The sequence below is a fragment of the Streptomyces cyaneofuscatus genome (assembly GCF_000718135.1).
GTDB classification, from domain to species: Bacteria; Actinomycetota; Actinomycetes; order Streptomycetales; family Streptomycetaceae; genus Streptomyces; species Streptomyces cyaneofuscatus.
In genome coordinates this window covers 221,248-245,610 of record NZ_JOEM01000005.1, presented here as the reverse complement: position 1 = coordinate 245,610, position 24,363 = coordinate 221,248, and the positions used below count along the sequence as shown (strand labels likewise).

Genomic DNA, 24,363 nt, shown 5'->3' with positions numbered 1-24,363 from the left:
CGGGTGCAGCGGTCTATGCCGCGCAGCTTGGCAAGACGCGATTTCCCGTCCGTTGCCCGAGTGTGAACCCCGTGTTACCGAGGTTTCCTGCGATAAAAGGCCGCCTTGTAGGGACTCGTCATACGTTGCCCTTGAGGAGTTCCGAGAACCCGGCGGCCCGGATCCGCAGCACCAGCTCCTCCCTGCTCGACCCCAGCGTGGCTGCCGCCCGGGACAGCTCCCAGTCCGCGCCCGCGAGGACGTGCAGCAGATAGCCGCGCCGGATCTGGGCGTCCGAGAGCCGGAACGTCTTGAGGTAGGCGACCCGCCCCTTGTGGTCGGTGACCGTCTCGCCGATGTGCTGCCCGCTGCCGTCCCGGACGAACGGCGGCAGGAACCGCCACAGCGTGAACGACCCCATCCGGTAGACCCGGTCGAAGCCGTACGAGGAGTCCAGCAGCTCCCGCGCGAACAGGCTCTCGTGCGCCTCCTCCCACACCCGCTGCTGCCCCCGCGCCGCTGCCCGCAGTTCGGCGAGCGTACGGATGTGCGCCCCGTCCCCGAGCCGCGCCCCGAACTCCGCCACCGGCGCCCCGTACAGCGCGTACTGGTGCATTAGCTCCCCGTACAGGTCCTCCACCAGCGAGGCGTGCAGCAGCCGGTAGTCCTCCGGGTGCGGCACCACGAAGGCGGCGGCGAGGGCGTCGGAGACGTACACCATCACCCCGCACTGGTCCGGGTGGATCTCGAAGATCCGCAGCGCGTCCCCGAGCCCGCGCACCGACCACCCGAGGTACGCGTCCTCCGCGCGCGGCGACAGCCCGTCACGCAGCGCCCGGCGCGACCACTCCTCCCAGGCGGTGGTCGGGCCGCCGAAGTGCAGCGCGAGGTAGCCCTCCAGGGCCAGGTGGAGCGGCAGGAACCGCAGCCGGTCGCCGGGGCGGCGCTTGGCCATGCGGTGGAGGGGCGGCCGGGGCAGCCGGAGGGTACGGGGCACATCCCGGCCGCCACCGAGCTGAGTCCCGTACGCGGCCGACTGCCTGCCGCCCACCGGTACTTCAAGGTCCCCGGTGGACCAGTCGGCGACCAGCCCGTGCGGGATGTACGAGACGTAGTGGTCACGGGGCCCGAGCTCGACGATCCCCGCCCCGAGCCGCTCGTACACCTCCCGGTGCAGCCGCAGCCCCTCCACCGGCGCCTCACGCACCAGCGGTACGAGCCGGACGCCGCCCCACACCTGCGCGGGCCGGGTGGTGAGCCCGGTGAGCTCCAGCCGGTTCACGCCACCGCCCCCTTCTCCGTCGCCTTCTCTCCCAGGAACAGCGCCACCCGCCGGTCCAGATACGCGTGCAGCTCCGCCGCCCCGGTCCGGCCCTCCGCGAACCGGGCGATCTCCACCAGCGCGGGCAGATCCTCCGCATCCCGGATCCCGGCCGTCGGAACCCCCACCGCGAGCCGCCGCACGTCGAAACCGTCCGCGTCGTATACGGGGTTGACGTGCACCACCGCCGTCCGCCGCCCCGGATCCAGCTGCGCGCGCCACACCCGCAGCACCTCGCCCGCCAGACCCGCCGGGGCGTTGTCCCAGCCGTCCGACACGATCACCAGCCGGTCCGGCTCCGCACCGCCCGGCCCGGGCTCCAGCGCGTCCAGGACCCGCATCCCGAGCGGGGTCGGCCCCCACGGACGTACGAGCAGGGCGTCACCCCGCCCCGAGGTCCACAGCCCCCGGTACGCGCCCGGCGCCGCGAGCACCTCCAGCAGGTGGTGACAGGCCAGGGCCACGGCGAGCGGCCGCCGCCGCTTCTGCCCCGACCCGGACGAGGAGAAGCTGTCGTCCAGCACCGCGTGCACCGGGCCCCAGCTCCCGGCGTGCTTCCCCGCAGCCCGGCGCGCGGCCGTACGCAGGGCACCGGTCAGCTCGGTGCGGAGGGCGGCACGCTGCTCGAAGGGGAGCGCGAGGACGTACAGCGCCAGCCGGGTCAGCGGCATCGCAGCCAGGTCGACGTCCGGCCGCTGAGTCACGGCGTGGGTGCGCAGCCGCTCCAGCCGGGTCATCCGGGGCGCGGCCCGCTTCAGGAACACCTCGCGCTTCATCCCGTGCCGGGCCGCGAACCCCTCCGCGACGGTGAACGGCAGCTCGGCCACGGCCCCCTGCTCGTAGTGCGCGCGCCGCCAGGCGTCCAGCAGCGGGTGCTCGTAGCGCGGCAGCTTCCCCGGCCGGAACAGGAACGCCCCGACCTCGGCGAGCGGCTCCGCCCCCTGAGGGCAGCGCAGATGGACATGGCGGGCGGCCGTCTTCACCCCGCTCCGGTACTTCACCGCGTCGTGCCCCAGATCGGGCCGGGCCGCCAGCCAGTCACGCATGATCGCCCGGGTGCGCCGGTTGTTGATCCCGGCCCGGCGCACCTCGCCGAAGAGGCGGTAGACCCGCTGCGGAGGCAGCCGCGCCAGCCGCGCGGCGATCAGCCGGCCCTCGGTGCGCCGCTCCTCGGCGCTCGCCTCGCCCGCGGTAGCCAGGAGGCCGAGCACGATGCGGGCGGCATTGTGGTCGTTGATGTCGAGGGCCAGCGAAGCGGCGTACAGACGGCGGTAGTTGACCCGTACGTAAGTGTGCAGGAAGTCCAGCGACAGTTGCTGGTCGAGGGCGCCCGAACGGAATTCGCGCTGTCCGGTCGCGGTGATCGCCGCATTCGCGAAGAGCAGGACGTCTTCGGCGGCGACGAGATCGGCGGAGTTCTCGGACGTACGCATGGACTTCCCCCGGTGCGGAGTGCGGACGCCGGCCGGGGAATGGAGGCGCGAACAACGAAATCATCGCTTCACAGGCAAGTCCCGGTAGTCGCAGCCGAAGTCCCGCGGCCGGCCCCGGAAACGTAACCTTGCCCGCCCGTTCTTCGCCACCGCATTCGGGCGGCACCGCGGCGTTGCGGCACACCGGGCACACTGACCCCCATGACGACACCCGCCGACACCACCAGCACTACGAGCACCGCCACCCCCGCCACCCCCACCACCCCCACCACCCCCCTCCGCATCGGCCTCCTCGGCACGGGCCCCTGGGCGCGCAACACCCAGGCCCCCGCGCTGGCCGCCCACCCCGGCGTCGAGCTGAGCGGGGTGTGGGGCCGCCGGGCCGAGGCGGCCGAGGCCCTGGCCGCCGCCCACGGGACCCGGGCGTACACAGGGGAGACGGGGATCGACGCGCTGCTGGAGACGAGCGACGCGGTGGCGTTCGCGCTGCCGCCGGACATCCAGGCGCCGCTCGCGGTCCGGGCGGCGGAGGCGGGCTGCCACCTCCTGATGGACAAGCCGGTCGCCACGACGGTGGACGGGGCCCGCGCGGTCGCGGAGGCGGCGGCGAAGGCGGAGGTCGCCTCGGTGGTCTTCTGCACGCTCCGCTTCGCGCCCGAGACCGCCGCGTGGATCGCTGAACAGGCGGCGGTGGAGGGCTGGTTCACCGCCCGCGCGCAGTGGCTCGGCTCGCTCTACGCCGTGGGTTCGGCCAGCGAGTACGCCGACTCGCCGTGGCGGCGCGAGAAGGGCGGCCTGTGGGACGTCGGCCCGCACGCGCTGTCGGTGCTGATCCCGGTCCTGGGAGAGGTCGAGCACCTGACCGCCGCCCGCGGCCCCGCCGACACCACCCACCTCATCCTGCGCCACACCTCCGGCGCCTCCAGCACGGTGACCCTCGGCCTGAGCGCCCCGCCGGCCGCGGCGGGCGTGGACATCGAGCTGCGGGGCGAGCACGGTACGGCAGCGATCCCGGGCTGGGACGGGGCGGAGACGGCGTTCCGGGGAGCGGTGGACGCGCTGGCCGAAGCGGTACGTACGGGGGTGCCGCACGCCTGCGACGCCCGCTTCGGCCTCCGGCTGACGGAGCTGCTGGCGGAGGCGGAGACCCAGGCGGGCCGGTAACGGATCGGCTCACCCCGGCGGCGGAAGGGCCCGGCACAGGGCCTCCAACGCCTCCGGGTAGGCGTGTTCGGCAGGCGTGGCGTACCCCACGACGAGCCCGTCCCGCGCACCGTCCGCCTGCGCTGCCTGCTCCGCCCCCGGGTGCCGGTAGTCGGCGAGCCCCTCCACCGCGAGCCCCTGCCAGGCTGCCGCCCGCACCGCCGACCGCTCGGTGCCGGGCGGCAGCTCCACCACCGCGTGCAGTCCGGCTGCGATCCCGGTGACCCGGACGTGGGGCGCGCGCTGCTCCAGGGCCGCCACCAGCTGGTCCCGGCGCCGCCGGTGGCGCTGCCGCATCCGGCGTACATGACGGTCGTACGCGCCCGACTCCACGAAGTCCGCCAGCGTCAGCTGATCGGTGGCGCTGGAGAACTGCTCGCGCTCGCCCTTCGCCGCGACGACGGGCGCCACCAGCCGCTCCGGCAACACCATCCAGCCGATGCGCAGGGCGGGGGAGAGGCTCTTGCTCACCGACCCCAGCAGCACCACATGCTCGGGGTCGAGCCCTTGAACGGCGCCCACGGGCTGCCGGTCGTAGCGGAACTCCCCGTCGTAGTCGTCCTCCACGACGAGCCCGCCCGTGGACCGCGCCCAGTCGACCACCGCCGCGCGCCGCGCCGGGTGCAGGGGCCCGCCGGTCGGGAACTGATGGGCGGGCGTCAGCAGGACGGCCCGGTCGCGGCGGGTCAGTTCACCGACCCGGGCCCCGTCCCGGTCGACGCCCACGGGCCGGGTGCCGACGCCGTGCGAGGCGAGCAGCCTGCGGTGGAAGGGCAGCCCGTACGCCTCCGCCGCCCACGGCCCGCCCACCACCTCCGCCAGGAGCCGCAGCCCGTGCGCGGCGCCCGAGCAGAGGACGATGCGTTCCGGGGAGGCCCGCACCCCGCGTACCCGGGCCAGATATGCGGCCAGTGCCCGCCGCAGCTCGGGCCGCCCGTGCGGATCGCCGGGCCCGAACGCGTCGTTGGGGGCGGTGGCGAGCGCCCGCCGCGCGGAGGCCAGCCAGGCGGTACGCGGGAAGGCGGCGGGGTCCGGCTGCCCCTGGACCAGGTCGTGGACGGGGCGGGAGGGGCGTTCCGGGGTGCGGGGGCGGTGGGCCGGGGTGACGGGCGCGGCCCGCTCGGCGACCCGGGTGCCCGAGCCCTGGCGGGCGGCGAGCCAGCCCTCCGCGACGAGCTCCGCGTAGGCGTCGGCGACGGTGTTACGGGCGAGCCCCAGGTCGGCGGCGAGGGAACGGTACGGCGGCAGCCGCGTACCCGGAGCGAGCCGCCCGCTGCGGACGGCCTCGCGGAGTGCGCCCATCAGGACGGCCCGGCGATTGCCCGTACCGGAGAGCTCCAACGGCAGATCACTGCCCAGGATCTCCGCCGAATTGACCCGCGATTCAGCCATCGGAATGCACCCCACAACCAGTCGCCTGCGCCCCTAGATTCGTACCCATGAAGACGACGGAGACCAAGCCGCAGAACCGCACCGCCACCCCCGCCCCCACCGCTCGGCTCAACTTCGCGAAGGCCGCCCCGAAGGTGTTCCGGGCCGTGATCGGCCTGGACGCGGCGGCCCGCGAGGGCCTGGACCCGACACTGGTCGAGCTGGTCCAGATCCGGTCCTCGCACCTGAACCACTGCGCGTACTGCCTCCACATGCACACGACGGACGCGCGGAAGGCGGGGGAGAGCGAGGAGCGGCTGCACATGGTGGCGGTCTGGCAGGAGGCGCCGCACTTCTTCACGGAGCGGGAACAGGCGGCCCTGGCCCTGACCGACGCGGTCACCCGGCTCGCGGACGCCGGGGTCCCGGACACGGTCTACACCAGGGCGGCGACGCACTTCACCGACGAGGAGCTGGCCCAACTCCTCGCCCTGATCCTCACGATCAACACCTGGAACCGCATAGCCCTGGCCACGGCGAAGCGAGCGGGCACGGACGAACGCTGAAAACCGGTCTCACCGCCCCAACGCATCCCGCACGGCTTCCTCACTCCGCGCCACGACAGCCGTGCCGTCGTCGGCGGTGATGATGGGCCGCTGGATCAGCTTGGGGTGCTCGGACAGGGCGGTGACCCACCGCTCCCGCGAACCGGCGTCCCGAGGCCACTCCTTGAGCCCCAGCTCCTTGGCCGCCGCTTCCTGCATCCGCGTGATGTCCCACGGCTCCAGGCCGAGCCGGTCCAGAACGACCCGGATCTCCTCGATCGACGGCACGTCCTCCAGATAGTGCCGGACGGTGTAGTCGGCCCCTTCGGCGTCCAGCAGACTCACCGCGCCACGGCACTTGGAACAGGCCGGATTGATCCAGATCTCCATGGGGCCAAGGTTACGCGAGGGACTGCTGAAAGCGCCTCTGGCCAGGGGCGATTGTCAGTGGGGGGCAGTAAAATGGAGGGAGTTCGTGAGGGTTCCACCACCCTGCCAGGAGGATGCCGATGGCCGTTGCCGCAGCCACGACCGAGCCGCTCGACCGACAGCTCCCGATGCCCTTCCACCCGCCGCTGCCCACTCCGCCGACGAAGAAGCGCCTGCCCGCCGGCCGCCCCCGCGAGTGGTACGTCTCGCACAACCGCCGCCTCAAGGCCATGCGCCTGGCGATCGCCCTGCTCGACAGCGGGGTCTACCAGCCGTCCAGCGCCGGAAACCACCGCATACGGACCACCGCCGAGCGCCTGGGCATGCACCCGCCGTCCGACACCACGTGCCGCATGGTCCGCGCCCTGATCCGCTACGGCCGCTGACACCACCACCCACCCGCCGACAGCCCTGTGCCCCCGGACCGAACGTGGCCCGGGGGCACACGGCTGCCCCGACCGCCCATGCGGGACCATGGCCCCCGACCGCACAGAGAAACGGGCGAAGGGGATCACCGTGGCCGCAGATCTATGGACGTCAGTCGTCTCGCTCGCCGGTGTCGCGCTGGGTGGCGGTCTGACGGCACTCGCCCAGCGCGCCACCCAGCGCTCGGCGGAACGGGTCGAGGAACGCCGCCAGGCCGTGGCCACCACGGAGAGCCGCCGGGCCGAACAGATCGAGGCGCTCAAGGAGTTCGTCGCCTGCGCCCAGGCCGCCGAACGGGCCGCCTACCGCCGCCCCGACCCCTGGGGCGACGACGAGGACGGCTGGATGACACAGACGGGTCCGGTCATGACCGCACTGTGGACCGCGTCCGGCCAGGTCACGCTCCTGTGCGACGAGGCCCTGATCGAGCCCGTGACGACGTACGGCCGCGCACTCAACGCCGCGGTGTGGCGGGACATCGGGGACGTCGAGGTCAACGAGCACCTGGAGGCGTCCAAGTCCGCGTTCATGAGCGCGGCACGGACGAGCCTCGCGGGCCCGTGACGCCCGAAAACGCATCGAACGCGGTCCCGGTTGCCCCTACTCTGACCGGATGACGATCAAGGCGGCCACCACGCCGAAGAACGGACCCGGACGATGAGCGACCTGTGGACCGGCGAGCGGGTACGCCTCCGAGGCATCGAACCGGCGGACTGGGAGGGCTTCCGGGCCCTGGCCCTGCACACCGTGGACGCCCGCAACGCCGACGTGGTCGACCCGCCACGCTCGGACGAGAGCTTCCGATCCTGGACCGCCGAACGCGCCGACCGCACCCCGAACCCGGCCGCGTACCAACTGGTCATCGAGACCCGCTTCGAGCACGCCTTCGTCGGCGCGGTGTCGGTCGGCGAGACGGACGCCCGCGCCGGCCGCTTCCGTACGGGCATCGAGGTCACCCGCGAACACCGCCGCCAGGGCTACGCGGCCGAGGCCACCGAACTGGTCCTCACCTACATGTTCGCCGAACAGCGCAGCCACAAGTGCGAGGTCGAGGTATACGCCTTCAACGACGCCTCCCTCGCCCTCTACCGCAAACTCGGCTTCGTGGAGGAGGGCCGCCTGCGCCAGCACGAGTTCTTCGCCGGCGCCTACCACGACGTGGTCCTGCTGGGCATCACGGCGGACGAGTACTGGGCGGGCCGCCCGCGCCCGTCGCTGCGCTGAGGCCGAGTCGGTAACCGGTCGCTCTAGGCCTGAAACCAGCCGAAACGCACGGGTCGACGGACACAGAACACGCCCGCCCCTGACGATGTCTTCAGTGCACCGACCGACGGCACGGGAGGGCTCATGGGCAAGCAGGTCACGTGCGGATCGACGAAGACCACGTCCGGCAAGCCGTGCAAGAACCCGGCGATGGTCGGCTACTCCCGGTGCCAACTGCACCGAGGCGAGTGGACACCACGCCAGAAGAGGAAGACCAAGAAGCGCTGATCACGCGCGCGGAGCCATACGACCGACGTGCCGATCCGGCCGACTCGGGAAGCAGGGGGACGCCGTGACCAGTTCCGTACCATGGCAGGAGCGCCTGTCCGCAGGCACCGAAGCAGTCCAGGACGAAGTGATCCGCTGGTATCAGGAGACGCCCGAGGGCCAGGCGTACGTGCCGACCATGATCTGGGGGACGCTCCAGACGGAGGCGTACGCCACCGTGATCCTGGGGCAGGTCGTCGACTTCCTCGGGGTTCCGGACGACGTGCCCGCAGGGGTGGCCAAACGGATGCAGCGGCAGCAGGTGCTGTACGACGGCGAGCACCACTACGACGTCATCCTCGGGGAGCAGGCCCTCTACACGAACATCGGCGGGCCCGAGGTCATGCGGGAGCAGATGGACCGGATCCTCCGCGACATCGACCTGCCCTCACTCACCCTCGGCATCATCCCCGCCACGGCACCTGTGAACATGCTTCCCGTCCATGCCTTCAACCTGCACGGCGACGAGGTCCACGTAGAGCTGGTCTCCTCCGGCCTGAATGTGACCGAGCCTTGCGAACTCGACCTCTACCGGAAGGCATTCAGCCGGCTGAGCGACGCGGCGCTGGACGGCGACGAAGCCAAGGAACTCCTCCAGAAGGCCCGGTCCTTCTGGATCGGGGCCCAGCGCGGCTGACAGCACGAACGAGGGCCGCCACTCCCGGAAGGAAGTGGCGGCCCTCGGTGCTCAGTGCCTCAGGCGCCCAGTGAGCGCGCCCCGCGGCCTAGATGTCGAAGTACAGCTCGAACTCGTGCGGGTGCGGGCGCAGCTGGATCGGGGCGATCTCGTGCGTGCGCTTGTAGTCGATCCACGTCTCGATCAGGTCCGACGTGAAGACGCCGCCCGCCTGGAGGTACTCGTTGTCCGCCTCCAGGGCGTCGAGCACGGCCGGGAGGGACGTCGGGACCTGCTGGACGTTGGCGTGCTCCTCGGGAGCCAGCTCGTAGAGGTCCTTGTCGATCGGCTCGGCCGGCTCGATCTTGTTCTTGACGCCGTCCAGGCCAGCCATCAGCAGCGCGGAGAACGCGAGGTACGGGTTGGAGGACGGGTCCGGGGCGCGGAACTCGACGCGCTTGGCCTTCGGGTTCGAGCCGGTGATCGGGATGCGCATCGCGGCGGAACGGTTCCGCTGCGAGTACACCATGTTGACCGGGGCCTCGAAGCCGGGGACCAGGCGGTGGTACGAGTTCACCGTCGGGTTGGTGAACGCCAGCAGCGACGGGGCGTGCTTCAGGATGCCGCCGATGTAGTAGCGCGCCATGTCCGACAGGCCGGCGTAACCCTGCTCGTCGTAGAAGAGCGGCGTGCCGCCCTGCCACAGCGACTGGTGGACGTGCATGCCCGAGCCGTTGTCGCCGAAGATCGGCTTCGGCATGAAGGTCGCGGTCTTGCCGTTGCGCCAGGCGACGTTCTTCACGATGTACTTGAAGAGCATCAGGTCGTCGGCCGCGGCGAGCAGCGTGTTGAACTTGTAGTTGATCTCGGCCTGGCCGGCGGTGCCGACCTCGTGGTGCTGGCGCTCGACCTGGAGGCCGTTCTTGTCCAGCTCCAGGGAGATCTCGGCACGCAGGTCGGCGAAGTGGTCCACCGGCGGGACCGGGAAGTAGCCGCCCTTGTAGCGGACCTTGTAGCCGCGGTTGTTCTCCTCCGACCCGGTGTTCCAGGCGCCGGCCTCGGAGTCGATGTGGTAGAAGCTCTCGTTCGCCGACGTCTGGAAGCGGACGTTGTCGAAGACGTAGAACTCGGCCTCCGGGCCGAAGTACGCGGTGTCCGCGAAGCCGGTCGAGGCGAGGTACGCCTCGGCCTTCTTGGCGATGTTCCGCGGGTCACGGCTGTACTGCTCACCCGTGATCGGGTCGTGGATGAAGAAGTTGATGTTGACGGTCTTGTCGCGGCGGAAGGGGTCCACCCGAGCCGTCGACAGGTCCGCGCGCAGCGCCATGTCGGACTCGTGGATCGCCTGGAAACCGCGGATCGACGAGCCGTCGAAGGCGAGTTCCTCGGCCGGGTCGAAGGTCGCTGCCGGGATCGTGAAGTGCTGCATCACCCCGGGCAGGTCGCAGAACCGGACATCGATGAACTTGACGTCGTTGTCCGCTACGTACTTCTGCACTTCGTCGGCGTTCTGGAACATCCAACTCCTCCTACTCCCGGCCCGGGCGGGACGGGGTTGTAGCTCGTGGTGCGGCCAGTGCGGTGGCACACGCTGGACCCGACCTTAGGCAGGCGTGATTTCTCAAGCATGACCCATTTGTTTCGCCCAAGTTAACCGGGGCGAGGGTGGGCGGCATCTCAGCGGCTGTCTCCGCGCGGCTTTTTCCGTGCCCCGCCCTGCCTGGCCCAAACCTGGGCGCAGTACCGTGGACGGGTGGACAACAGGCAAGCAATCGGATCGTGGCTCTCGGGGCCCCGCGCGGCCGCCGAAGAGATGGGCGCCGACTTCGGCTACCGAGGCAAGCGGCTCGGACTGCCCGAGGAGGGGCCGGGGGCCATCGCCCCGCTCGGCCGCCGTTTCGGGGCCGTCTTCATCGACTGGTCGATCTGCATGGTGATCGCATACGGGCTGCTCGCTCGCGGTGACCAGCAGGCGGCGGGGAACTGGGCGCTCGGTGTCTTCCTCCTCATGAGCGCCCTCACCGTCGGCACCATCGGCTGCACCCCCGGCAAGCGCCTCCTGGGGCTGCGCGTGGTCTCCGAGGACGGCGGGCGTCTCGGCTTCGGGCGGGTTCTCGTACGCACCGTCCTGCTTCTGCTCGTCATTCCCGCCCTCGTCTGGGACCGCGACGGGCGCGGCCTCCACGACCGGCTCGGCCGCGCCGTACAGGTCCGGATGTAGTCCCACCCCACCAGTACGTGAGAACGCAGCGGCCCCGGACCGATTCCTCGGTCCGGGGCCGTGCTGTGTATGACGTGTACGTCCGCGCTCAGCGCATCTTTCCGCCGCGCGGCATCCGCATGCCCTTGGGCATCGGGCCCTTCGGCAGCGGCATGTTGCTCATCAGGTCGCCCATCGCGCGCAGCCGGTCGTTGGTGGTGGTCACCTGCGGGCCGGTCAGGACGCGGGGAAGCTTCAGCATCTTGGTGCGGACCTTCTTCAGGGGCACCTGGCCCTCGCCGTTGCCGACGATGATGTCGTGGACCGGGACGTCCACCACGATGCGGGCCATCTTCTTCTTCTCGGCCGCCAGGAGGCCCTTCACCCGGTTCGGGTTGCCCTCGGCGACCAGGACGATGCCGGCCTTGCCGACGGACCGGTGCACGACGTCCTGGCTGCGGTTCATCGCCACCGCGGGGGTCGTGGTCCAGCCGCGTCCGATCCGGTCCAGGACGGCGGCCGCCGCACCGGGCTGGCCCTCCATCTGTCCGAAGGCCGCTCGCTCGGCCCGTCGTCCGAAGATGATCGCCATCGCGAGGACGGCCAGGACGAAGCCCAGGATGCCCAGGTAGACCGGGTGACCGATCACGAAGCCGATGCCGAGGAGGACACCGAACGTGGCGATTCCCACGCCCGCGACGATGAACCCGATCTTGCTGTCGGACCGCCTGGTCATCTTGTAGGTCAGGGCGATCTGCTTGAGCCGCCCTGCGTTCTCGGCGCTGTCCGCGCCTTCAGTTTTTGCCTTCCTCGCCATGTACCGAAGTTTACGTGGCGTGGAAGCGACCTAGGAACGGTGGTCGGCCACCGCGTCCGGTACGTACGGGGACTCCACCCGGTCCTTGGCCCGGCGGCGGTCCTCCAGGACGGCCGTCCAGGCGTTGCGGCGGGCGGTGCGCTGGCCGCTGCTCAGCAGCAGCGACTCGACGGCGCGCAGGGCGGTGGTGACGGACGGAAGGGCGTGGGCGCGGACCGGTGCGGCCTGCATGGTGTTCCCCCTCGGAGTGGATGCGCCCACCCGGGCGCGGACTGAGTACGGGAAGCAGTGACGGCGACGGCTGTGGGAGCTGCCGCTGCACGTGTACCTAGGGTCACTGCTCGGTGTTACCAGTGCGTGACCGGTGGGTCAAACACCAATGAACCCTTCATTCCGGCGCCCCGCACGCCGAGGCGGCCCGTACGCGTCCCTCACCTGCGGGGAGCGCACGGGCCGCCTCGGCCGTGCGGTTACTGCTCGGTAGCCCGGGTGAGCGGACTCACACGGTCACTCACACGGCCTGGGCCGTCGGCACGCTTCCGGTGGCCGCGCCGCGGGCCTCCATCGCCTGCTGGAAGAGCCGACCCGCGCGGTACGAGGAACGCACCAGCGGCCCCGACATCACGCCGGAGTAGCCGATCGCGTCGGCCTCGTCCTTCAGCTCCACGAACTCCATCGGCTTCACCCAGCGCTCCACCGGGTGGTGGCGCACGGTGGGCCGCAGGTACTGCGTAATCGTGATGAGCTCGCAACCCGCGTCGTACAGGTCCTGGAGCGCCTCGCTGACTTCCTCGCGGGTCTCGCCCATGCCGAGGATCAGGTTGGACTTGGTCACCAGGCCGGCCTCGCGGGCCCGCGTGATGACTTCCAGGGACCGCTCGTAGCGGAAGCCGGGGCGGATGCGCTTGAAGATGCGCGGCACCGTCTCCACGTTGTGCGCGAGCACCTCGGGGCGCGAGGAGAAGACCTCGGCGAGCTGCTCGGGCTCGGCGTTGAAGTCGGGGATCAGCAGCTCGACCTTGGTCGCGCCCGCCTCCCGCTCCGCCGTCAGCGTGTGGATCTGGCGGACGGTCTCGGCGTACAGCCAGGATCCGCCGTCCTCCAGGTCGTCGCGGGCGACGCCGGTGATGGTGGCGTAGTTCAGGTCCATCTTGACGACGGACTCGCCGACCCGGCGGGGCTCGTCACGGTCCAGCGCCTGCGGCTTGCCCGTGTCGATCTGGCAGAAGTCGCAGCGCCGCGTGCACTGGTCGCCGCCGATGAGGAAGGTGGCCTCGCGGTCCTCCCAGCACTCGAAGATGTTGGGGCAGCCCGCCTCCTGGCAGACCGTGTGCAGCCCCTCGCCCTTCACGAGATTCTGCAGCTGCTTGTACTCGGGGCCCATCTTCGCCCGCGTTTTGATCCACTCGGGCTTGCGCTCGATGGGGGTCTGGCTGTTTCGGACCTCCAGGCGCAGCATCTTGCGCCCGTCGGGTGCGACAGCGGACACTCCGGCTCCCCTTTGCTTTCTGCTGCGTGGGATTCGCATGGGATTCTTCGGCGAACACCAGGGTACGCCCGTAAATCAAACGGCCTTACGCCTGGCCAACCTGTGGCCGACGGGGCCTATTCCCCGGTCCCTCCCCGGCCGGTGGCGCCGGTCGGGGCTACTGGTCGGTACTACGCCGGGGCCGCGGCCTTCGGCTGACCCGCCGACCGCTCGGCCGGCTGCTCGATCACGCGGGGCGCGAGCTCCGCGTTCTCCAGGATGTCCCGCAGGTGCTTCTCGGCGACCGGCAGCACCTCCTCGATGGTGATCTCCCGGCCCAGCTCGTTCGAGAGGGACGTCACCCCCGCGTCACGGATACCGCACGGCACGATCCGGTCGAACCAGGTGTTGTCCGGGTTCACGTTGAGCGCGAAGCCGTGCATCGTGACGCCCTTGGCAACCCGGATCCCGATCGCGGCCAGCTTGCGGTCCTCGCGGCGCTGGCCCGCGTTGGACGGGGCGTACTCCGGGCCGTTCAGCCGCGGGTCGAACTCCTCGTCCTGGAGCCTGGGGTCGAAGTCCAGCGAGAGCCCGCCGAGCGTACGACGCTCCTCGACCGGGTCGCCGAGCACCCAGACACCGCTGCGGCCCTCGACCCGCGAGGTCTCCACCCCGAAGTCGGCGGCCGTACGGATCAGCGCGTCCTCCAGGCGGCGGACGTGCGCGACGACGTCGACCGGGCGCGGCAGCTTCTGGATCGGGTAGCCGACGAGCTGCCCCGGGCCGTGCCAGGTGATCTTCCCGCCCCGGTCCACGTCGATGACCGGGGTGCCGTCCAGCGGACGCTCGTTCTCGGCGGTCCGGCGGCCCGCCGTGTAGACGGGCGGGTGTTCCAGGAGCAGACAGGTGTCCGGCACCAGGTCCTCGAACCGGGCCGCGTGCACCTCGCGCTGCTTCTGCCAGGCCTCCGTGTACTCGACGGCCTCGTCACCGAAGCCCAGACGGACGAACCGCAGCTCGCTCACGACAGATGCCTCCCTACGTCGGGCGCCGTGTGCCCGAAGGGGTGTCCCCGGGATGACGGCACCCTGCACTGATCGCGCCCGCATCCACTGTACGGCCGTCATCCGGCCGGCCCACCGGCAGGTGGAGGAGGTGCCTCCTGGCCGTGTGTTCCGGCGTGTTCCGACGTGAGGGAGGTCCGGTCCCTTCTGTCAGCTCTGTCCGCAATCCTCACACGATCGGATGAACGTGGAGCAAAGGGTGTCTCCGACCGCCCCGGCGGACGCTAAATTCGCGCCGTTCCCCAGGGGCTGCCCGGGCCCCCGAAGGCAGGAGACCGTACAGCTGATGTCGGAACGACCCCCGCAGCGCACGCCCAACCGCCGCCTCGCCTCACTCATCGCGGAAGCCGGGTTCTCCCACGCGGGCCTCGCCCGCCGGGTCGATCAGCTCGGCCTCGAACACGGACTGGACCTGCGGTACGACAAAACCTCGGTCACCCGCTGGCTGCGGGGACAGCAGCCGCGCGGCACGACCCCCGCCCTGATCGCCGAGGTCTTCACCCGGCGGCTCGGGCGGCGGCTCTCCGCGCAGGACCTCGGCCTGGACGCCTGCGCACCCGTCTACGCGGGGCTGGAGTTCGCGGCCACCCCCACCGAGGCCGTCGACATCGTCAGCGGCCTGTGGCGCAAGGACTCGGGGACGCACACCGAGCTGCGGAAGATCGCCTTCACCCCCGCCGGTCTCGTCGTCCCCAGCCGGGACTGGCTGATCGGCCGCGCCGACGAGTGGGTGGCCCGCGACGGCGGGGCGGCCCAGCCGCCCGCCCCGCACCGCAGGGCGGGTGCCGGGGCCGCCGGTGGAGCCCCGGCACCCGGCGGCCGTACGGAGGCGCAGGCGCCGGGCCGTACGGATGGGGGCCTGCGCACCGACCTCCGCGGCGCGCCCCGCCCCGGCGGATCCGTACGCCCCGCGGGCCGGCCCGCCACCGGCCACCCTGTCCCGGCCGGTGGCCAGCCGTCGGCGGACCCGTCCGGAAGGGCCCGGCCAGGTCTGGCGGGGACGGGGGCCCTGCCCGGCGGACTGCCCGGCTCCGGAGTCTCTTCCGGGACGTCCGGAGCCTCCTCGGGTACGTCCGGAGCCTCTTCCGGTACGGAGGTGCTCCCCGTCGTCCCGCGCCAGCGGCAGACCGAGCGCGGGCCCGGCCTGCGCGTCGGCAACGGCGACGTCGCGGCGCTGCGCTCGGTCGGCGAGCTCTTCCGCACCCTCGACCACACCTACGGCGGCGGCCACGCCCGCCAGGCCCTCGTGCGGTATCTGGAGCACGAGGCCGAGCCGATGCTCCGCGGGAGCTACGGCGAAGCCACCGGGCGCCGCCTCTTCGCCGCGGTCGCCGACCTGACCCGGCTGGCCGGCTGGACCTCCTTCGACATCGCCGCCCACGGCCTGGCCCAGCGGTACTTCGTCCAGGCCCTGCGGCTCGCCCAGGCCGCCGGGGACCGCGGTTACGGGGCGTACGTCCTGATCACCATGAGCCGCCAGGCCGTCTACCTCGGCCACGGCAGGGAGGCCGTGCAGCTCGCACGCGTAGCCCAGCAGGGCATCGGCTCCGCCGCCCCGCCCCTCGTCCAGGCCCTGCTGCACTCTGTCGAGGCGCGCGGCCACGGGATCCTCGGCGAGGCGCGGGCCTGCACCGCCGCGCTGACCCGGGCCGAGCACGCCCTGGAGACCGCGCGCCCCGGGGACGAAGCGCCGGCCTGGGCCCGCCCCTTCGACGAGGCCCAGCTCGCCCACGAGCTCGGCCACTGCCACCGCGACCTCCAGCAGTACCGGGCCGCCGCCCAGCACGCGGAGCGCTCGCTCCAGCTGCGGGCCCCGGCGTACGCTCGTAGCCGGCTGTTCTGCCGGGTGGTCCTCGCCTCCGCCCGGCTGGGCCTCGGCGAGCTGGAGCAGGCCTGCCGGCTGGGGGCCGAGGCCGCCCAGCAGGCCTCCGAGATGCGCTCGGTCCGGGCCGCCGAGTACGTACGCGCCTTCGAGCGCAGCCTGGAGCCGTACCGGGACGCCGCCCCCGTACGCGGCTACCGCGACCGGGTGGCGGCGCTGGGCTGAGCCCCAGGGCGGGCGCCTTCGAAAGCTGAACCCGGGGGCGGGCGCCTACGAGGGAGCTACGCCGCCTCCGGCAGCCGGGCACCCCCCGGACGCGCCGGAGCCACCCCCAGATCCGTCAGGATCGCCTCCGCCGCCCGGCGCCCCGAGTGCAGCGCCCCCTGGACCGAGCTGGTGTCCCGGTGGTCGCCGCACACGTACAGCCCCGCCAGCACCCGCACCGGCCGGCGGGGGTCGTGCGGGGCCTCCATCGCGGGCACCGCCTCCGGGTCGTGGTGGGCGGCCAGCAGCTCCCAGTCGCCCGTCGGGGTCCCGTACAGCGCCGCCAGATGCGTCCGTACGGAACGGTCCAGGTCCGGCGGCGGCGTCCCGAGCACCGTCGAGGTGATCAGCGCCCGGCCCTCCGGCGCGCGCGAGGGGTCGACCTCGCTCATCACCGCCGTGTACGCCACCGGTCCCGAGCGGTCCCCGTCCAGCACGAGCGACCTGCCGGTCGGCGGCGGCGCGGGCGCGGTGTGGTGAAGGACCGTCACCGCGCGGAAGGCCGGCACCCGCAGCCCGGGCAGCAGCTCGGCCGCGGCCCCCGCCCCGGTGGCCAGCAACAGGGAACGGCACCCCAGTTCACCGTGCTCCTTGGTGCGTACGGTGGTGATGTCGGCGGCCGTGACATGCACCCCGGTCCGGACCGTGCCGGGAGGCAGCGCGGCCGCCAGCAGATCCGGCAGCGTTCCCGAACCGCCCGCCGGTACACACAGTCCGCCCCGCGCGTAGTCGCGCAGCGCCAGGTCCGCGTACCGGCTGGACGTGGTGAGGCCGGGGTCGCCGAGCAGCGCGGTCAGCAGCGGACGCAGGACGCCGTCCACCGTACGGGCCGGCATCTGACCCGCCCTCAGGGCGGCGAGCGCCGTCCGCTCGGGGCGGGCCAGGAGCCGGGCCGTCGGGGTGGCGGCCAGCCGGGAGAGCGCCGCGCCGAGCCGGGCCCGGTCGATCGCCTCGGACACGGTGGTGCTGCTCCGCAGGCCCGAGGTCTTCGCGCCCAGGCCGCTCCGGGACGCGGTCCGCAGCTGGCCCCCGTAGCCGCCCGGCGAGGCCTGGGGGGCGCTCGATCGGGCGCGTACGGCTCTGAGTGCGCCCCTCGCGCTCCGTATGTCACCGGTGCGGTGGCGGCGGCCCTCGCTGTGCACCAGCACCCCGGGCGCGAACTTCCGCAGTTCCGGGGTGCCGAGACCCGGGGTGGAGGTCAGCTCCGGCCAAGAGGTGCAGAGCAGGGGGCCGAGCTGGTCGAGGCGGAAGCCGTCCACCTCATGGGTGGCGAGCCGGCCGCCCACGGTGGAGGCCGCCTCCAGGACACTGACGCCGACTCCGGCGCCGGTCAGCAGATGGGCCGCTGAGAGGCCGGCGATCCCGGCCCCGATGATGATCACGTCCGCGTGGTGTGCCGTGCTGCGCACAAGGCCCTCCCCGAGTCGGTGCGACTGGTGGGGGCTTCTTGCCCCCAACAGGTCCCCGGAATGCCGGAGTTCGCACCGAGGTTAGGAGGATGGCTGATAGTGGGTCAGACGCGCGTGGCCGGGAGCACCGGGGCACGGGGTCGCACACCTGGCCGCCCCGGGACCTGGCCGCCCCGGGACCGTGCCGCTCCTGAGTGCCACGCTCCTGAGCGTGCCGCCCCGGGACCGTGCCGCTCAGCGCAGCGCCGCGCGGATCGCCGCGTCGATGCCGGGGAACGCGAACGAGAAGCCGGAGTCCAGCAGCTGCCCGGGGATCACCCGCTGACTGCCCAGCACATCGCCGGCGAACTCCCCGAGCGCGACCCGCAGCGCGGGCGCCGGGGCCGTGAACAGGGTCGGGCGGCGCAGCACCCGGCCCATCGTGGCGGTCACCTCGGCGTTGGTGACGGGGTCGGGACCGGTCAGGTTCACCGGGCCGGACAGCGACTCGGTGTCCAGGATGTGGCGGAGGGCGGCGACATGGTCGTGCAGGGCGATGTAGCTCCAGTACTGGCGGCCGTTGCCCAGCCGCCCGCCGAGCCCCGCCTTGAACAGGGGGAACAGCCGCCCCCACGCCCCGCCCTCGCGGGCCACCACCAGACCGGTGCGGGCGTGCACCGTCCGGATGCCGCGCTCCTCGGCGGCGGCCGTCGCGGCCTCCCACTCCTCGCAGACGGAGGGCAGGAAGCCGTCCCCGGGGGGCGCGTTCTCGTCCACGGCGCGGTCTCCCGTATCGCCGTAGTAGCCGATGGCGGACCCGGAGAGCAGCACGCGCGGCGGGGTGTCGAGCGAGGCGACGGCCTCGGCGATCGCGGCCGTGCCCAGCACCCGGCTGTTGCGGATCTCCCGCTTGTAGTCGTCGGTCCAGCGGTGGTCGCCGACTCCGGCGCCGGCGAGGTGGACGACCGCGTCGCAGCCCACCAGCCCGGCCACGTCCACGTAACCGCGCTTGGGGTCCCACTCCACCTCGTCACCGGACCTGGCGGGCCGTCGCACCAGGCGGGCCACCTCGTGCCCGTCGGCGCGCAGCGAGCGCACGAGCGCCGCTCCGATGAGTCCGGAGGAACCAGTGATGGCGATACGGGAGGTCGGCATGGTGCCATCCTGCCCCACGGATCACGGGAAACACGGCAGTGGCGATTACGGGAAACCCGGCAGTGGATACGGGGGAAAACACTATGGAGTGCCAAGAACCCGGCATGGGACAGTGGCGCCATGTCCGCAACCACCACCCTCCACTCCGTCTCCGTCCGCCCCGCCCTGCCGGCCGACGGGGAAACCCTCGGTGAGCTCGACCGGTCCACCTGGTCGACGCTGCACGCGGTCCTGCCGCGGCCCCGGCCGCCGTACGAGCCCTTCTTCGACGAGCGGCACCGGCCCGAGGACATCCTGGTGGCCGAGGCCGCGACCGACGTGGACGGGAAGCGCATCGCCGGGTACATACGCCTGGTCCCGCCCACCCCGCTCGCCTGCAACGCCCATGTGCGGCAGATACAGGGCCTGGCCGTGGCGGCCTGGGCGCGCGGGGGCGGGGTCGGGCGGACCCTGCTGCGGGCGGCGTTCGCCGAGGGGCGGCGCCAGGGCGCCAACCGGATCACGCTGCGGGTGCTCGGGCACAACACCCCCGCCCGGGCGCTCTACGCCTCCGAGGGGTTCGCCGTGGAAGGGGTGCTGAGCGGGGAGTTCTTCCTGCACGGCCGCTATGTCGACGACGTCCTGATGGGCCGCTCGCTGGCGCCCTGAGCGGTCGCCCTGAGCGGTGGGGGTTTCAGCCGCCCGGTGACTCAGCGGGGTGCGAAGCGGTCCCAGAGCTCCGGGTAGCGGGCCGCCAGCGCCTCGTCGTCCTCGAAGTCGACCGGGGAGCCCAGCGGCTCGGTGGGCTGCGGCGGCAGGCCCAGGTCGGGCGCGACCACGCCCGTGAGCTGCTCGTACGCCTCGTCGGCCGCGTAGCCCAGCTCCTCGCCGTCCCCGTCGATCTCCTCGTCGAACTCCTCCAGCAGCTCCGCCAGATCGTCCGGGTCGTGCAGCGCGCCCTCGAAGACCTCCCGGCCCTGGCCGATCAGCCAGCACCGGAAGTAGTCGAAGGCGTCGTCGCTGGCCCCACCGAGCAGCACGGCGGCCGCGCCCCACAGGTCCCAGCGGTAGGCGCGGTTGTAGCGGGCCTCGAAGTGCCGGGCGAAGTCCAGCACGGAATCGGGGTCGAGCTGCACCAGCCGTTCCACGAGCAGGTCGGCCTGCTCGTCGGGGTCGCCCTCGGCTCCCTCGCGGCTGCTGTCGATGAGCTCCCAGAATTCCGTCTCGTCCATCACGGGTCCAGCATCCAGCCTGCCGGGACCCCCCGCACGCCCAGACGGCGAAAAGAAGCCTTTCAGCGATATAGATCACTCAGGCGTTCGACCGCCTCGGCGAACCGGCTCCGCAACTCCTCCGGGGCCACGACCTCCAACTCAGGACCCAGCGAAAGGAGCTGGCTGTACGCCACGTCCAGTGACTCCACGGGCAGGACGACTGTGCGCCACCCGTCCGGACCGGCGGGAGGGGCCTCGGAGAGGGCCGTGGCGGCGGCCGCCCGGTCACCGGTGAACGCGAGCTGCCGGGCACCGCTCTCGGACACCCGTACGGTCACCTCGGTACGGAGGAGGGACCGGGCGAACTCGGCGGCCCGGGCGTCCCAGAACGCGGGCAGGTCGAAGGTGCCGTCCCGCTCGAAGCGCTCGTCGGCCGGCTCCACCGAGGTGAACCGGTCGATCCGGTAGACCCGGAAGTCGTCCCCCACCTTGGCGCAGAGGTACCAGACCCCGGCCTTGAGGACGAGCCCGTACGGAGCGAGCTCCCGCGCCACCTCCGTACCGTTCCGTCCGTGTCCGCGGCCGCCGCCCTTGCGGTAGCGGGTGCGCAGCAGGCGGTCGTCCCAGACGGCGTCGGCGACGGCGGGCAGGGCGTCCGGGGGCTCCGGCTCGTGGTACCAGGACGGGGCGTCCAGGTGGAAGCGCTGGGCGGCGGAGGCCGAGGCGTCGCGTACGGAGGGCAGCAGCGCGGCCGACACCTTGAGCCGGGCCGCCGATGCCGCGTCCTCCAGGCCCATCTCGCGGAGCGCCGAGGGCAGGCCGAAGAGGAAGAGGGCCTCCGCCTCGTTGCGGGCGAGGCCGGTCAGCCGGGTGCGGTAGCCGCCGACGAGCCGGTAGCCGCCCGCCCGGCCGCGCTCGGCGTAGACCGGGACACCCGCCTCGGAGAGGGCCTGGGCGTCGCGGGTGACCGTGCGCTCCGACACCTCCAGCTCCGCCGCCAGTTCGGCGGCGGACATGACGGGGCGGGACTGGAGGAGCAGCACCATCTTGATCAGCCGGGCAGCACGCATGGGCCCATTGTGGCGGCAGCGAGGCACAGGGGCCGCAGCCCGGCCGCCCCCTGCGCCGCAGCCCGTCCCGCCCACGCCGAAACCCCCGGCCGCCGGGGCGGACGCGTTGTCGGACGCGCTCGCCCCGGTGACCGGGGGTCTGGGATCTGTACGGGAGTGGGGCTCAGAGGCCGTAGCGCTCCCGGGCCTCCTTGACCGCCGAGGCCGGGACCTCGCCGCGCTTGGCGAGCTGGGCCAGCGACGCCACCACGATCGACTGGGCGTCGACGCCGAAGTGGCGGCGGGCCGCCGCGCGGGTGTCGGAGAGGCCGAAGCCGTCCGTGCCGAGCGAGGACCAGTCCTGCTCCACCCACTGGCTGATCTGGTCCGGGACCTGGCGCATCCAGTCGCTGACCGCGAGCACCGGACCCGGCGCACCGGAGAGCGCCTGCGTCACGTACGGCACCTGCACCTCACCGCGCAGGAGCGCCTCGTCGGCCTCCAGCGCGTCGCGGCGCAGCTCACCCCACGAGGTGGCGGACCAGACGTCGGCCGTGACACCCCAGTCGGCGGCCAGCAGCTCCTGGGCCTCCAGGGCCCAGTGGATCGCCGTCCCGGAGGCCAGCAGCTGGAGGCGCGGCGCGTCCGCCTTCGCGGGCGTGCCCTCCTTGAAGCGGTACAGGCCCTTGACGATGCCCTCCTCGACGCCCTCGGGCATCGCGGGCTGGGGCTTCGGCTCGTTGTAGACCGTCAGGTAGTAGAAGACGTCCGAGTCCTCGCCGGGGGCGGCCTGGCCGTACATCCGCCGCAGACCGTCCTTGACGATCACCGCCACCTCGTACGCGAACGCCGGGTCGTAGTTGAGCGAGGCCGGGTTGGTGGCCGCGATCAGGTGCGAGTGGCCGTCCGCGTGCTGGAGGCCCTCACCCGTCAGGGTCGTACGGCCCGCCGTGGCGCCGACGATGAAGCCCTTGCCGAGCTGGTCGGCGAGCTGCCACATCTGGTCGCCGGTCCGCTGCCAGCCGAACATCGAGTAGAAGATGTAGAACGGGATCATCGTCTCGCCGTGCGTCGCGTACGACGTGGCGGCGGCGATGAAGTCGGCCATGGCGCCGGCCTCGGTGATCCCCTCGTTGAGGATCTGGCCGTCCTTGGCCTCCTTGTAGTACATCAGCTGGTCGCGGTCGACCGGGTCGTACGTCTGCCCCAGCGGCGAGTAGATGCCGGCCGACGGGAACAGGGACTCCATACCGAAGGTACGGGCCTCGTCCGGGACGATCGGCACCCAGCGTTTGCCGGTCTCCTTGTCCCGCATCAGGTCCTTCACCAGGCGGACGAACGCCATGGTGGTGGCCATCTCCTGCTTGCCGGACCCCTTGTACAGCGCCTTGAACGCGCGCTCCTCGGGCTGCGGCAGCGGAGCGGAGGCGTGCAGGCGGCGAGCCGGGGCGGGGCCGCCGAGGGCCGCGCGGCGCTCCTGGAGGTAGCGGACCTCGGGGGAGTCGGCGCCGGGGTGGCCGTAGGGGACGAGACCGTCCTCGAAGGCGCTGTCGGGGATCGGGAGGCCGAGCAGCTCGCGCATGCCCTTGAACTCGTCGATCGACAGCTTCTTCATCTGGTGGTTGGCGTTCTTGGACTCGAAGCCCTTGCCGAGCGTGTAGCCCTTGACCGTCTGGGCCAGGATCACGGTCGGCGCGCCCTTGTGCTCGACGGCCGCCTTGTACGCCGCGTAGACCTTGCGGGCCTCGTGGCCGCCGCGCGAGGTGTAGAAACACTCGGCGATCTTCGCGTCGGTGAGCAGCTTCGCCAGCTCGGCGAGAGCGGGCTCGGCACCGAAGAAGTGCTCGCGGATGTAGGCGACGTCGCGCGTCGCGTACGTCTGGAACTGCGCGTCCGGGACCTCCCGCAGGCGGCGCAGCAGCGCGCCCGTGGTGTCCAGCTGGAACAGCTCGTCCCAGGCGTTGCCCCAGAGCGTCTTGACGACGTTCCAGCCGGCGCCCCGGAACTGCGCCTCCAGCTCCTGGACCACGCGGAAGTTGGCGCGTACCGGACCGTCGAGGCGCTGGAGGTTGCAGTTGATGACGAAGGTCAGGTTGTCGAGCTGCTCACGCGCGGCCAGCGCGAGGGCGGCGGTCGACTCGGGCTCGTCCATCTCGCCGTCGCCCAGGAAGGCCCAGACGTGCGAGTTGGAGGTGTCCTTGATGGAGCGGTTGGTCAGATAGCGGTTGAAGCGCGCCTGGTAGATGGCCGAGAGCGGGCCGAGGCCCATCGACACGGTGGGGAACTCCCACAGCCAGGGCAGCCGCCGCGGGTGCGGGTAGGAGGGCAGGCCCTCGCCACCGGACTCCTGGCGGAAGTTGTCGAGCTGCTGCTCGCTGAGCCGGCCGTCGAGGAAGGCGCGGGCGTAGATGCCGGGGGAGGCGTGGCCCTGGATGTAGAGCTGGTCGCCGGAGCCGTCCCCCTCCTTGCCGCGGAAGAAGTGGTTGAAGCCGGTCTCGTAGAGCCAGGCCGCCGAGGCGAAGGTGGCGATGTGGCCGCCCACCCCGTACCGGGCGCCACGGGTCACCATCGCGGCCGCGTTCCAGCGGTTCCACGCGGTGATCTTCGACTCCATCTCCAGGTCGCCGTCGAACGCGGGCTCGGCGGCGGTCGGGATGGAGTTGACGTAATCGGTCTCCAGCAGCTTGGGCAGCGCGAGACCGGCGCCCTCGGCGTGCTGGAGCGAGCGGCGCATCAGGTACGCGGCGCGGTGCGGGCCGGCGGCCTGGGTGACGGCGTCCAGGGAGGCCGCCCATTCGGCGGTCTCCTCGGGGTCACGGTCCGGGAGCTGGTCGAGCTCGCTCGGAAGCTTTCCTACGGGGTCGGTCATGATCGCCGCCTTCCGGAGAGGAGGGGGGTGGAGAAGGCTCTATCTGGCAGGACAGAGCGATGGGGCCGGTGGGCCCGCGAAGTGAACTGTAAGGCGCTGATCGATGATCGATCAAAGGATTGAAGGCAAAACTTCTCGATACGAAGAAAAGTGGCATGGGGTGCCTCGAAAGGGGGCACGGAGTGACGCGAAATAGCGTGCAAATAGGGCGCTGACCTGCA

24 protein-coding genes are annotated in these 24,363 nt (G+C 72.1%); 10 read left to right on the top strand and 14 right to left on the bottom strand.

The features are described from left to right. Positions 1-118 precede the first annotated feature (118 nt). Both IF17_RS0110185 and IF17_RS0110180 read right to left on the bottom strand, forming a co-directional pair. Entirely contained in the window at positions 119-1,261 is a 1,143-nt protein-coding gene (locus IF17_RS0110185; protein ID WP_030564346.1) for an ARPP-2 domain-containing protein, read from the bottom strand. Next, a complete protein-coding gene (locus IF17_RS0110180; RefSeq protein ID WP_030564344.1) occupies positions 1,258-2,733 on the bottom strand; it encodes a hypothetical protein in 1,476 nt (491 codons plus the stop codon). Before IF17_RS0110180 ends, IF17_RS0110185 begins: the two co-directional genes overlap by 4 nt. A 201-nt stretch (positions 2,734-2,934) precedes the next feature. Between IF17_RS0110180 and IF17_RS0110175 the strand changes: the two genes are divergently transcribed. Continuing rightward, positions 2,935-3,897 (top strand): Gfo/Idh/MocA family protein, encoded by a 963-nt coding sequence (locus tag IF17_RS0110175; protein WP_051883942.1) that lies wholly within the window; start codon positions 2,935-2,937, stop codon positions 3,895-3,897. 9 nt (positions 3,898-3,906) lie between these two features. Here the strand turns inward: IF17_RS0110175 and pdxR are convergent, their stop codons facing one another. After that, a complete protein-coding gene (gene pdxR / locus IF17_RS0110170; protein WP_030564340.1) occupies positions 3,907-5,328 on the bottom strand; it encodes a MocR-like pyridoxine biosynthesis transcription factor PdxR in 1,422 nt (473 codons plus the stop codon). Positions 5,329-5,375: 47 nt separating this feature from the next. Between pdxR and IF17_RS0110165 the strand changes: the two genes are divergently transcribed. Further along, complete coding sequence (locus IF17_RS0110165; protein ID WP_030564338.1) at positions 5,376-5,873, top strand: carboxymuconolactone decarboxylase family protein; 498 nt, start codon at positions 5,376-5,378, stop codon at positions 5,871-5,873. 9 nt (positions 5,874-5,882) lie between these two features. Here IF17_RS0110165 and IF17_RS0110160 read toward each other — a convergent pair whose 3' ends face one another. After that, entirely contained in the window at positions 5,883-6,242 is a 360-nt protein-coding gene (locus IF17_RS0110160) for an ArsC/Spx/MgsR family protein (RefSeq protein ID WP_030564336.1), read from the bottom strand. A 119-nt stretch (positions 6,243-6,361) separates the two neighbouring features. On the opposite strand from IF17_RS0110160, the gene IF17_RS0110155 reads away from it, so the two are divergent. The 5 genes from IF17_RS0110155 to IF17_RS0110135 all read left to right on the top strand — a co-directional run bounded on the left by IF17_RS0110155 (position 6,362) and on the right by IF17_RS0110135 (position 8,874). Next, positions 6,362-6,667, top strand: coding sequence for a hypothetical protein (locus IF17_RS0110155; RefSeq protein ID WP_018511887.1), 306 nt, complete (start codon positions 6,362-6,364; stop codon positions 6,665-6,667). A gap of 130 nt (positions 6,668-6,797) precedes the next feature. Further along, entirely contained in the window at positions 6,798-7,271 is a 474-nt protein-coding gene (locus tag IF17_RS0110150) for a hypothetical protein (RefSeq protein WP_030564334.1), read from the top strand. Positions 7,272-7,364: 93 nt separating this feature from the next. Continuing rightward, positions 7,365-7,931, top strand: a complete 567-nt coding sequence (locus IF17_RS0110145; RefSeq protein WP_030564332.1) for a GNAT family N-acetyltransferase — start codon at positions 7,365-7,367, stop codon at positions 7,929-7,931. A 123-nt stretch (positions 7,932-8,054) separates the two neighbouring features. Then, on the top strand, positions 8,055-8,198 hold the full coding sequence (locus IF17_RS1000000139240) for an HGGxSTG domain-containing protein (protein ID WP_167344512.1): 144 nt from the start codon (positions 8,055-8,057) through the stop codon (positions 8,196-8,198). Between the two features lie 64 nt (positions 8,199-8,262). After that, positions 8,263-8,874, top strand: a complete 612-nt coding sequence (locus IF17_RS0110135) for a DUF5753 domain-containing protein (RefSeq protein WP_030564331.1) — start codon at positions 8,263-8,265, stop codon at positions 8,872-8,874. A gap of 88 nt (positions 8,875-8,962) precedes the next feature. On the opposite strand, the gene glnA is transcribed toward IF17_RS0110135, so the two are convergent. Beyond that, positions 8,963-10,372 carry a type I glutamate--ammonia ligase gene (gene glnA / locus IF17_RS0110130; RefSeq protein WP_030564329.1) on the bottom strand — a complete coding sequence of 470 codons (1,410 nt, stop codon included), beginning with the start codon at positions 10,370-10,372 and terminating at the stop codon, positions 8,963-8,965. Positions 10,373-10,666: 294 nt separating this feature from the next. Here glnA and IF17_RS0110125 point away from each other — a divergent pair, with 294 nt between their 5' ends. Then, positions 10,667-11,074: an RDD family protein gene (locus tag IF17_RS0110125; RefSeq protein ID WP_030564327.1), complete on the top strand. Its 408-nt coding sequence runs from the start codon at positions 10,667-10,669 to the stop codon at positions 11,072-11,074. An 88-nt stretch (positions 11,075-11,162) separates the two neighbouring features. Here IF17_RS0110125 and IF17_RS0110120 read toward each other — a convergent pair whose 3' ends face one another. The 4 genes from IF17_RS0110120 to lipB form a co-directional block, all read right to left on the bottom strand. Then, positions 11,163-11,870, bottom strand: a complete 708-nt coding sequence (locus IF17_RS0110120) for a DUF4191 domain-containing protein (protein WP_030564325.1) — start codon at positions 11,868-11,870, stop codon at positions 11,163-11,165. Between the two features lie 30 nt (positions 11,871-11,900). Then, positions 11,901-12,101 (bottom strand): SCO2195 family GlnR-regulated protein, encoded by a 201-nt coding sequence (locus IF17_RS0110115; protein ID WP_030564323.1) that lies wholly within the window; start codon positions 12,099-12,101, stop codon positions 11,901-11,903. 280 nt (positions 12,102-12,381) lie between these two features. Then, positions 12,382-13,359, bottom strand: coding sequence for a lipoyl synthase (gene lipA, locus IF17_RS0110110; RefSeq protein ID WP_030564321.1), 978 nt, complete (start codon positions 13,357-13,359; stop codon positions 12,382-12,384). 170 nt (positions 13,360-13,529) lie between these two features. After that, positions 13,530-14,363, bottom strand: coding sequence for a lipoyl(octanoyl) transferase LipB (gene lipB / locus IF17_RS0110105; RefSeq protein WP_030564319.1), 834 nt, complete (start codon positions 14,361-14,363; stop codon positions 13,530-13,532). Between the two features lie 325 nt (positions 14,364-14,688). Here lipB and IF17_RS0110100 point away from each other — a divergent pair, with 325 nt between their 5' ends. Further along, complete coding sequence (locus IF17_RS0110100; RefSeq protein ID WP_030564317.1) at positions 14,689-16,449, top strand: NsdA family TPR-like regulatory protein; 1,761 nt, start codon at positions 14,689-14,691, stop codon at positions 16,447-16,449. A gap of 56 nt (positions 16,450-16,505) precedes the next feature. Here the strand turns inward: IF17_RS0110100 and IF17_RS0110095 are convergent, their stop codons facing one another. Both IF17_RS0110095 and IF17_RS0110090 read right to left on the bottom strand, forming a co-directional pair. Continuing rightward, positions 16,506-17,897, bottom strand: coding sequence for an FAD-dependent oxidoreductase (locus IF17_RS0110095; protein WP_030564315.1), 1,392 nt, complete (start codon positions 17,895-17,897; stop codon positions 16,506-16,508). Positions 17,898-18,131: 234 nt separating this feature from the next. Next, a complete protein-coding gene (locus IF17_RS0110090) occupies positions 18,132-19,031 on the bottom strand; it encodes a TIGR01777 family oxidoreductase (protein WP_030564313.1) in 900 nt (299 codons plus the stop codon). 120 nt (positions 19,032-19,151) lie between these two features. On the opposite strand from IF17_RS0110090, the gene IF17_RS0110085 reads away from it, so the two are divergent. Continuing rightward, positions 19,152-19,679 (top strand): GNAT family N-acetyltransferase, encoded by a 528-nt coding sequence (locus IF17_RS0110085; RefSeq protein ID WP_030564310.1) that lies wholly within the window; start codon positions 19,152-19,154, stop codon positions 19,677-19,679. 41 nt (positions 19,680-19,720) lie between these two features. Here the strand turns inward: IF17_RS0110085 and IF17_RS0110080 are convergent, their stop codons facing one another. The 3 genes from IF17_RS0110080 to aceE form a co-directional block, all read right to left on the bottom strand. Beyond that, positions 19,721-20,242 carry a DUF4240 domain-containing protein gene (locus IF17_RS0110080; protein ID WP_030564308.1) on the bottom strand — a complete coding sequence of 174 codons (522 nt, stop codon included), beginning with the start codon at positions 20,240-20,242 and terminating at the stop codon, positions 19,721-19,723. Between the two features lie 62 nt (positions 20,243-20,304). Further along, entirely contained in the window at positions 20,305-21,294 is a 990-nt protein-coding gene (locus IF17_RS0110075; protein WP_030564306.1) for a helix-turn-helix transcriptional regulator, read from the bottom strand. Between the two features lie 163 nt (positions 21,295-21,457). Beyond that, complete coding sequence (gene aceE, locus IF17_RS0110070; protein WP_030564304.1) at positions 21,458-24,142, bottom strand: pyruvate dehydrogenase (acetyl-transferring), homodimeric type; 2,685 nt, start codon at positions 24,140-24,142, stop codon at positions 21,458-21,460. Positions 24,143-24,363 lie beyond the last annotated feature (221 nt).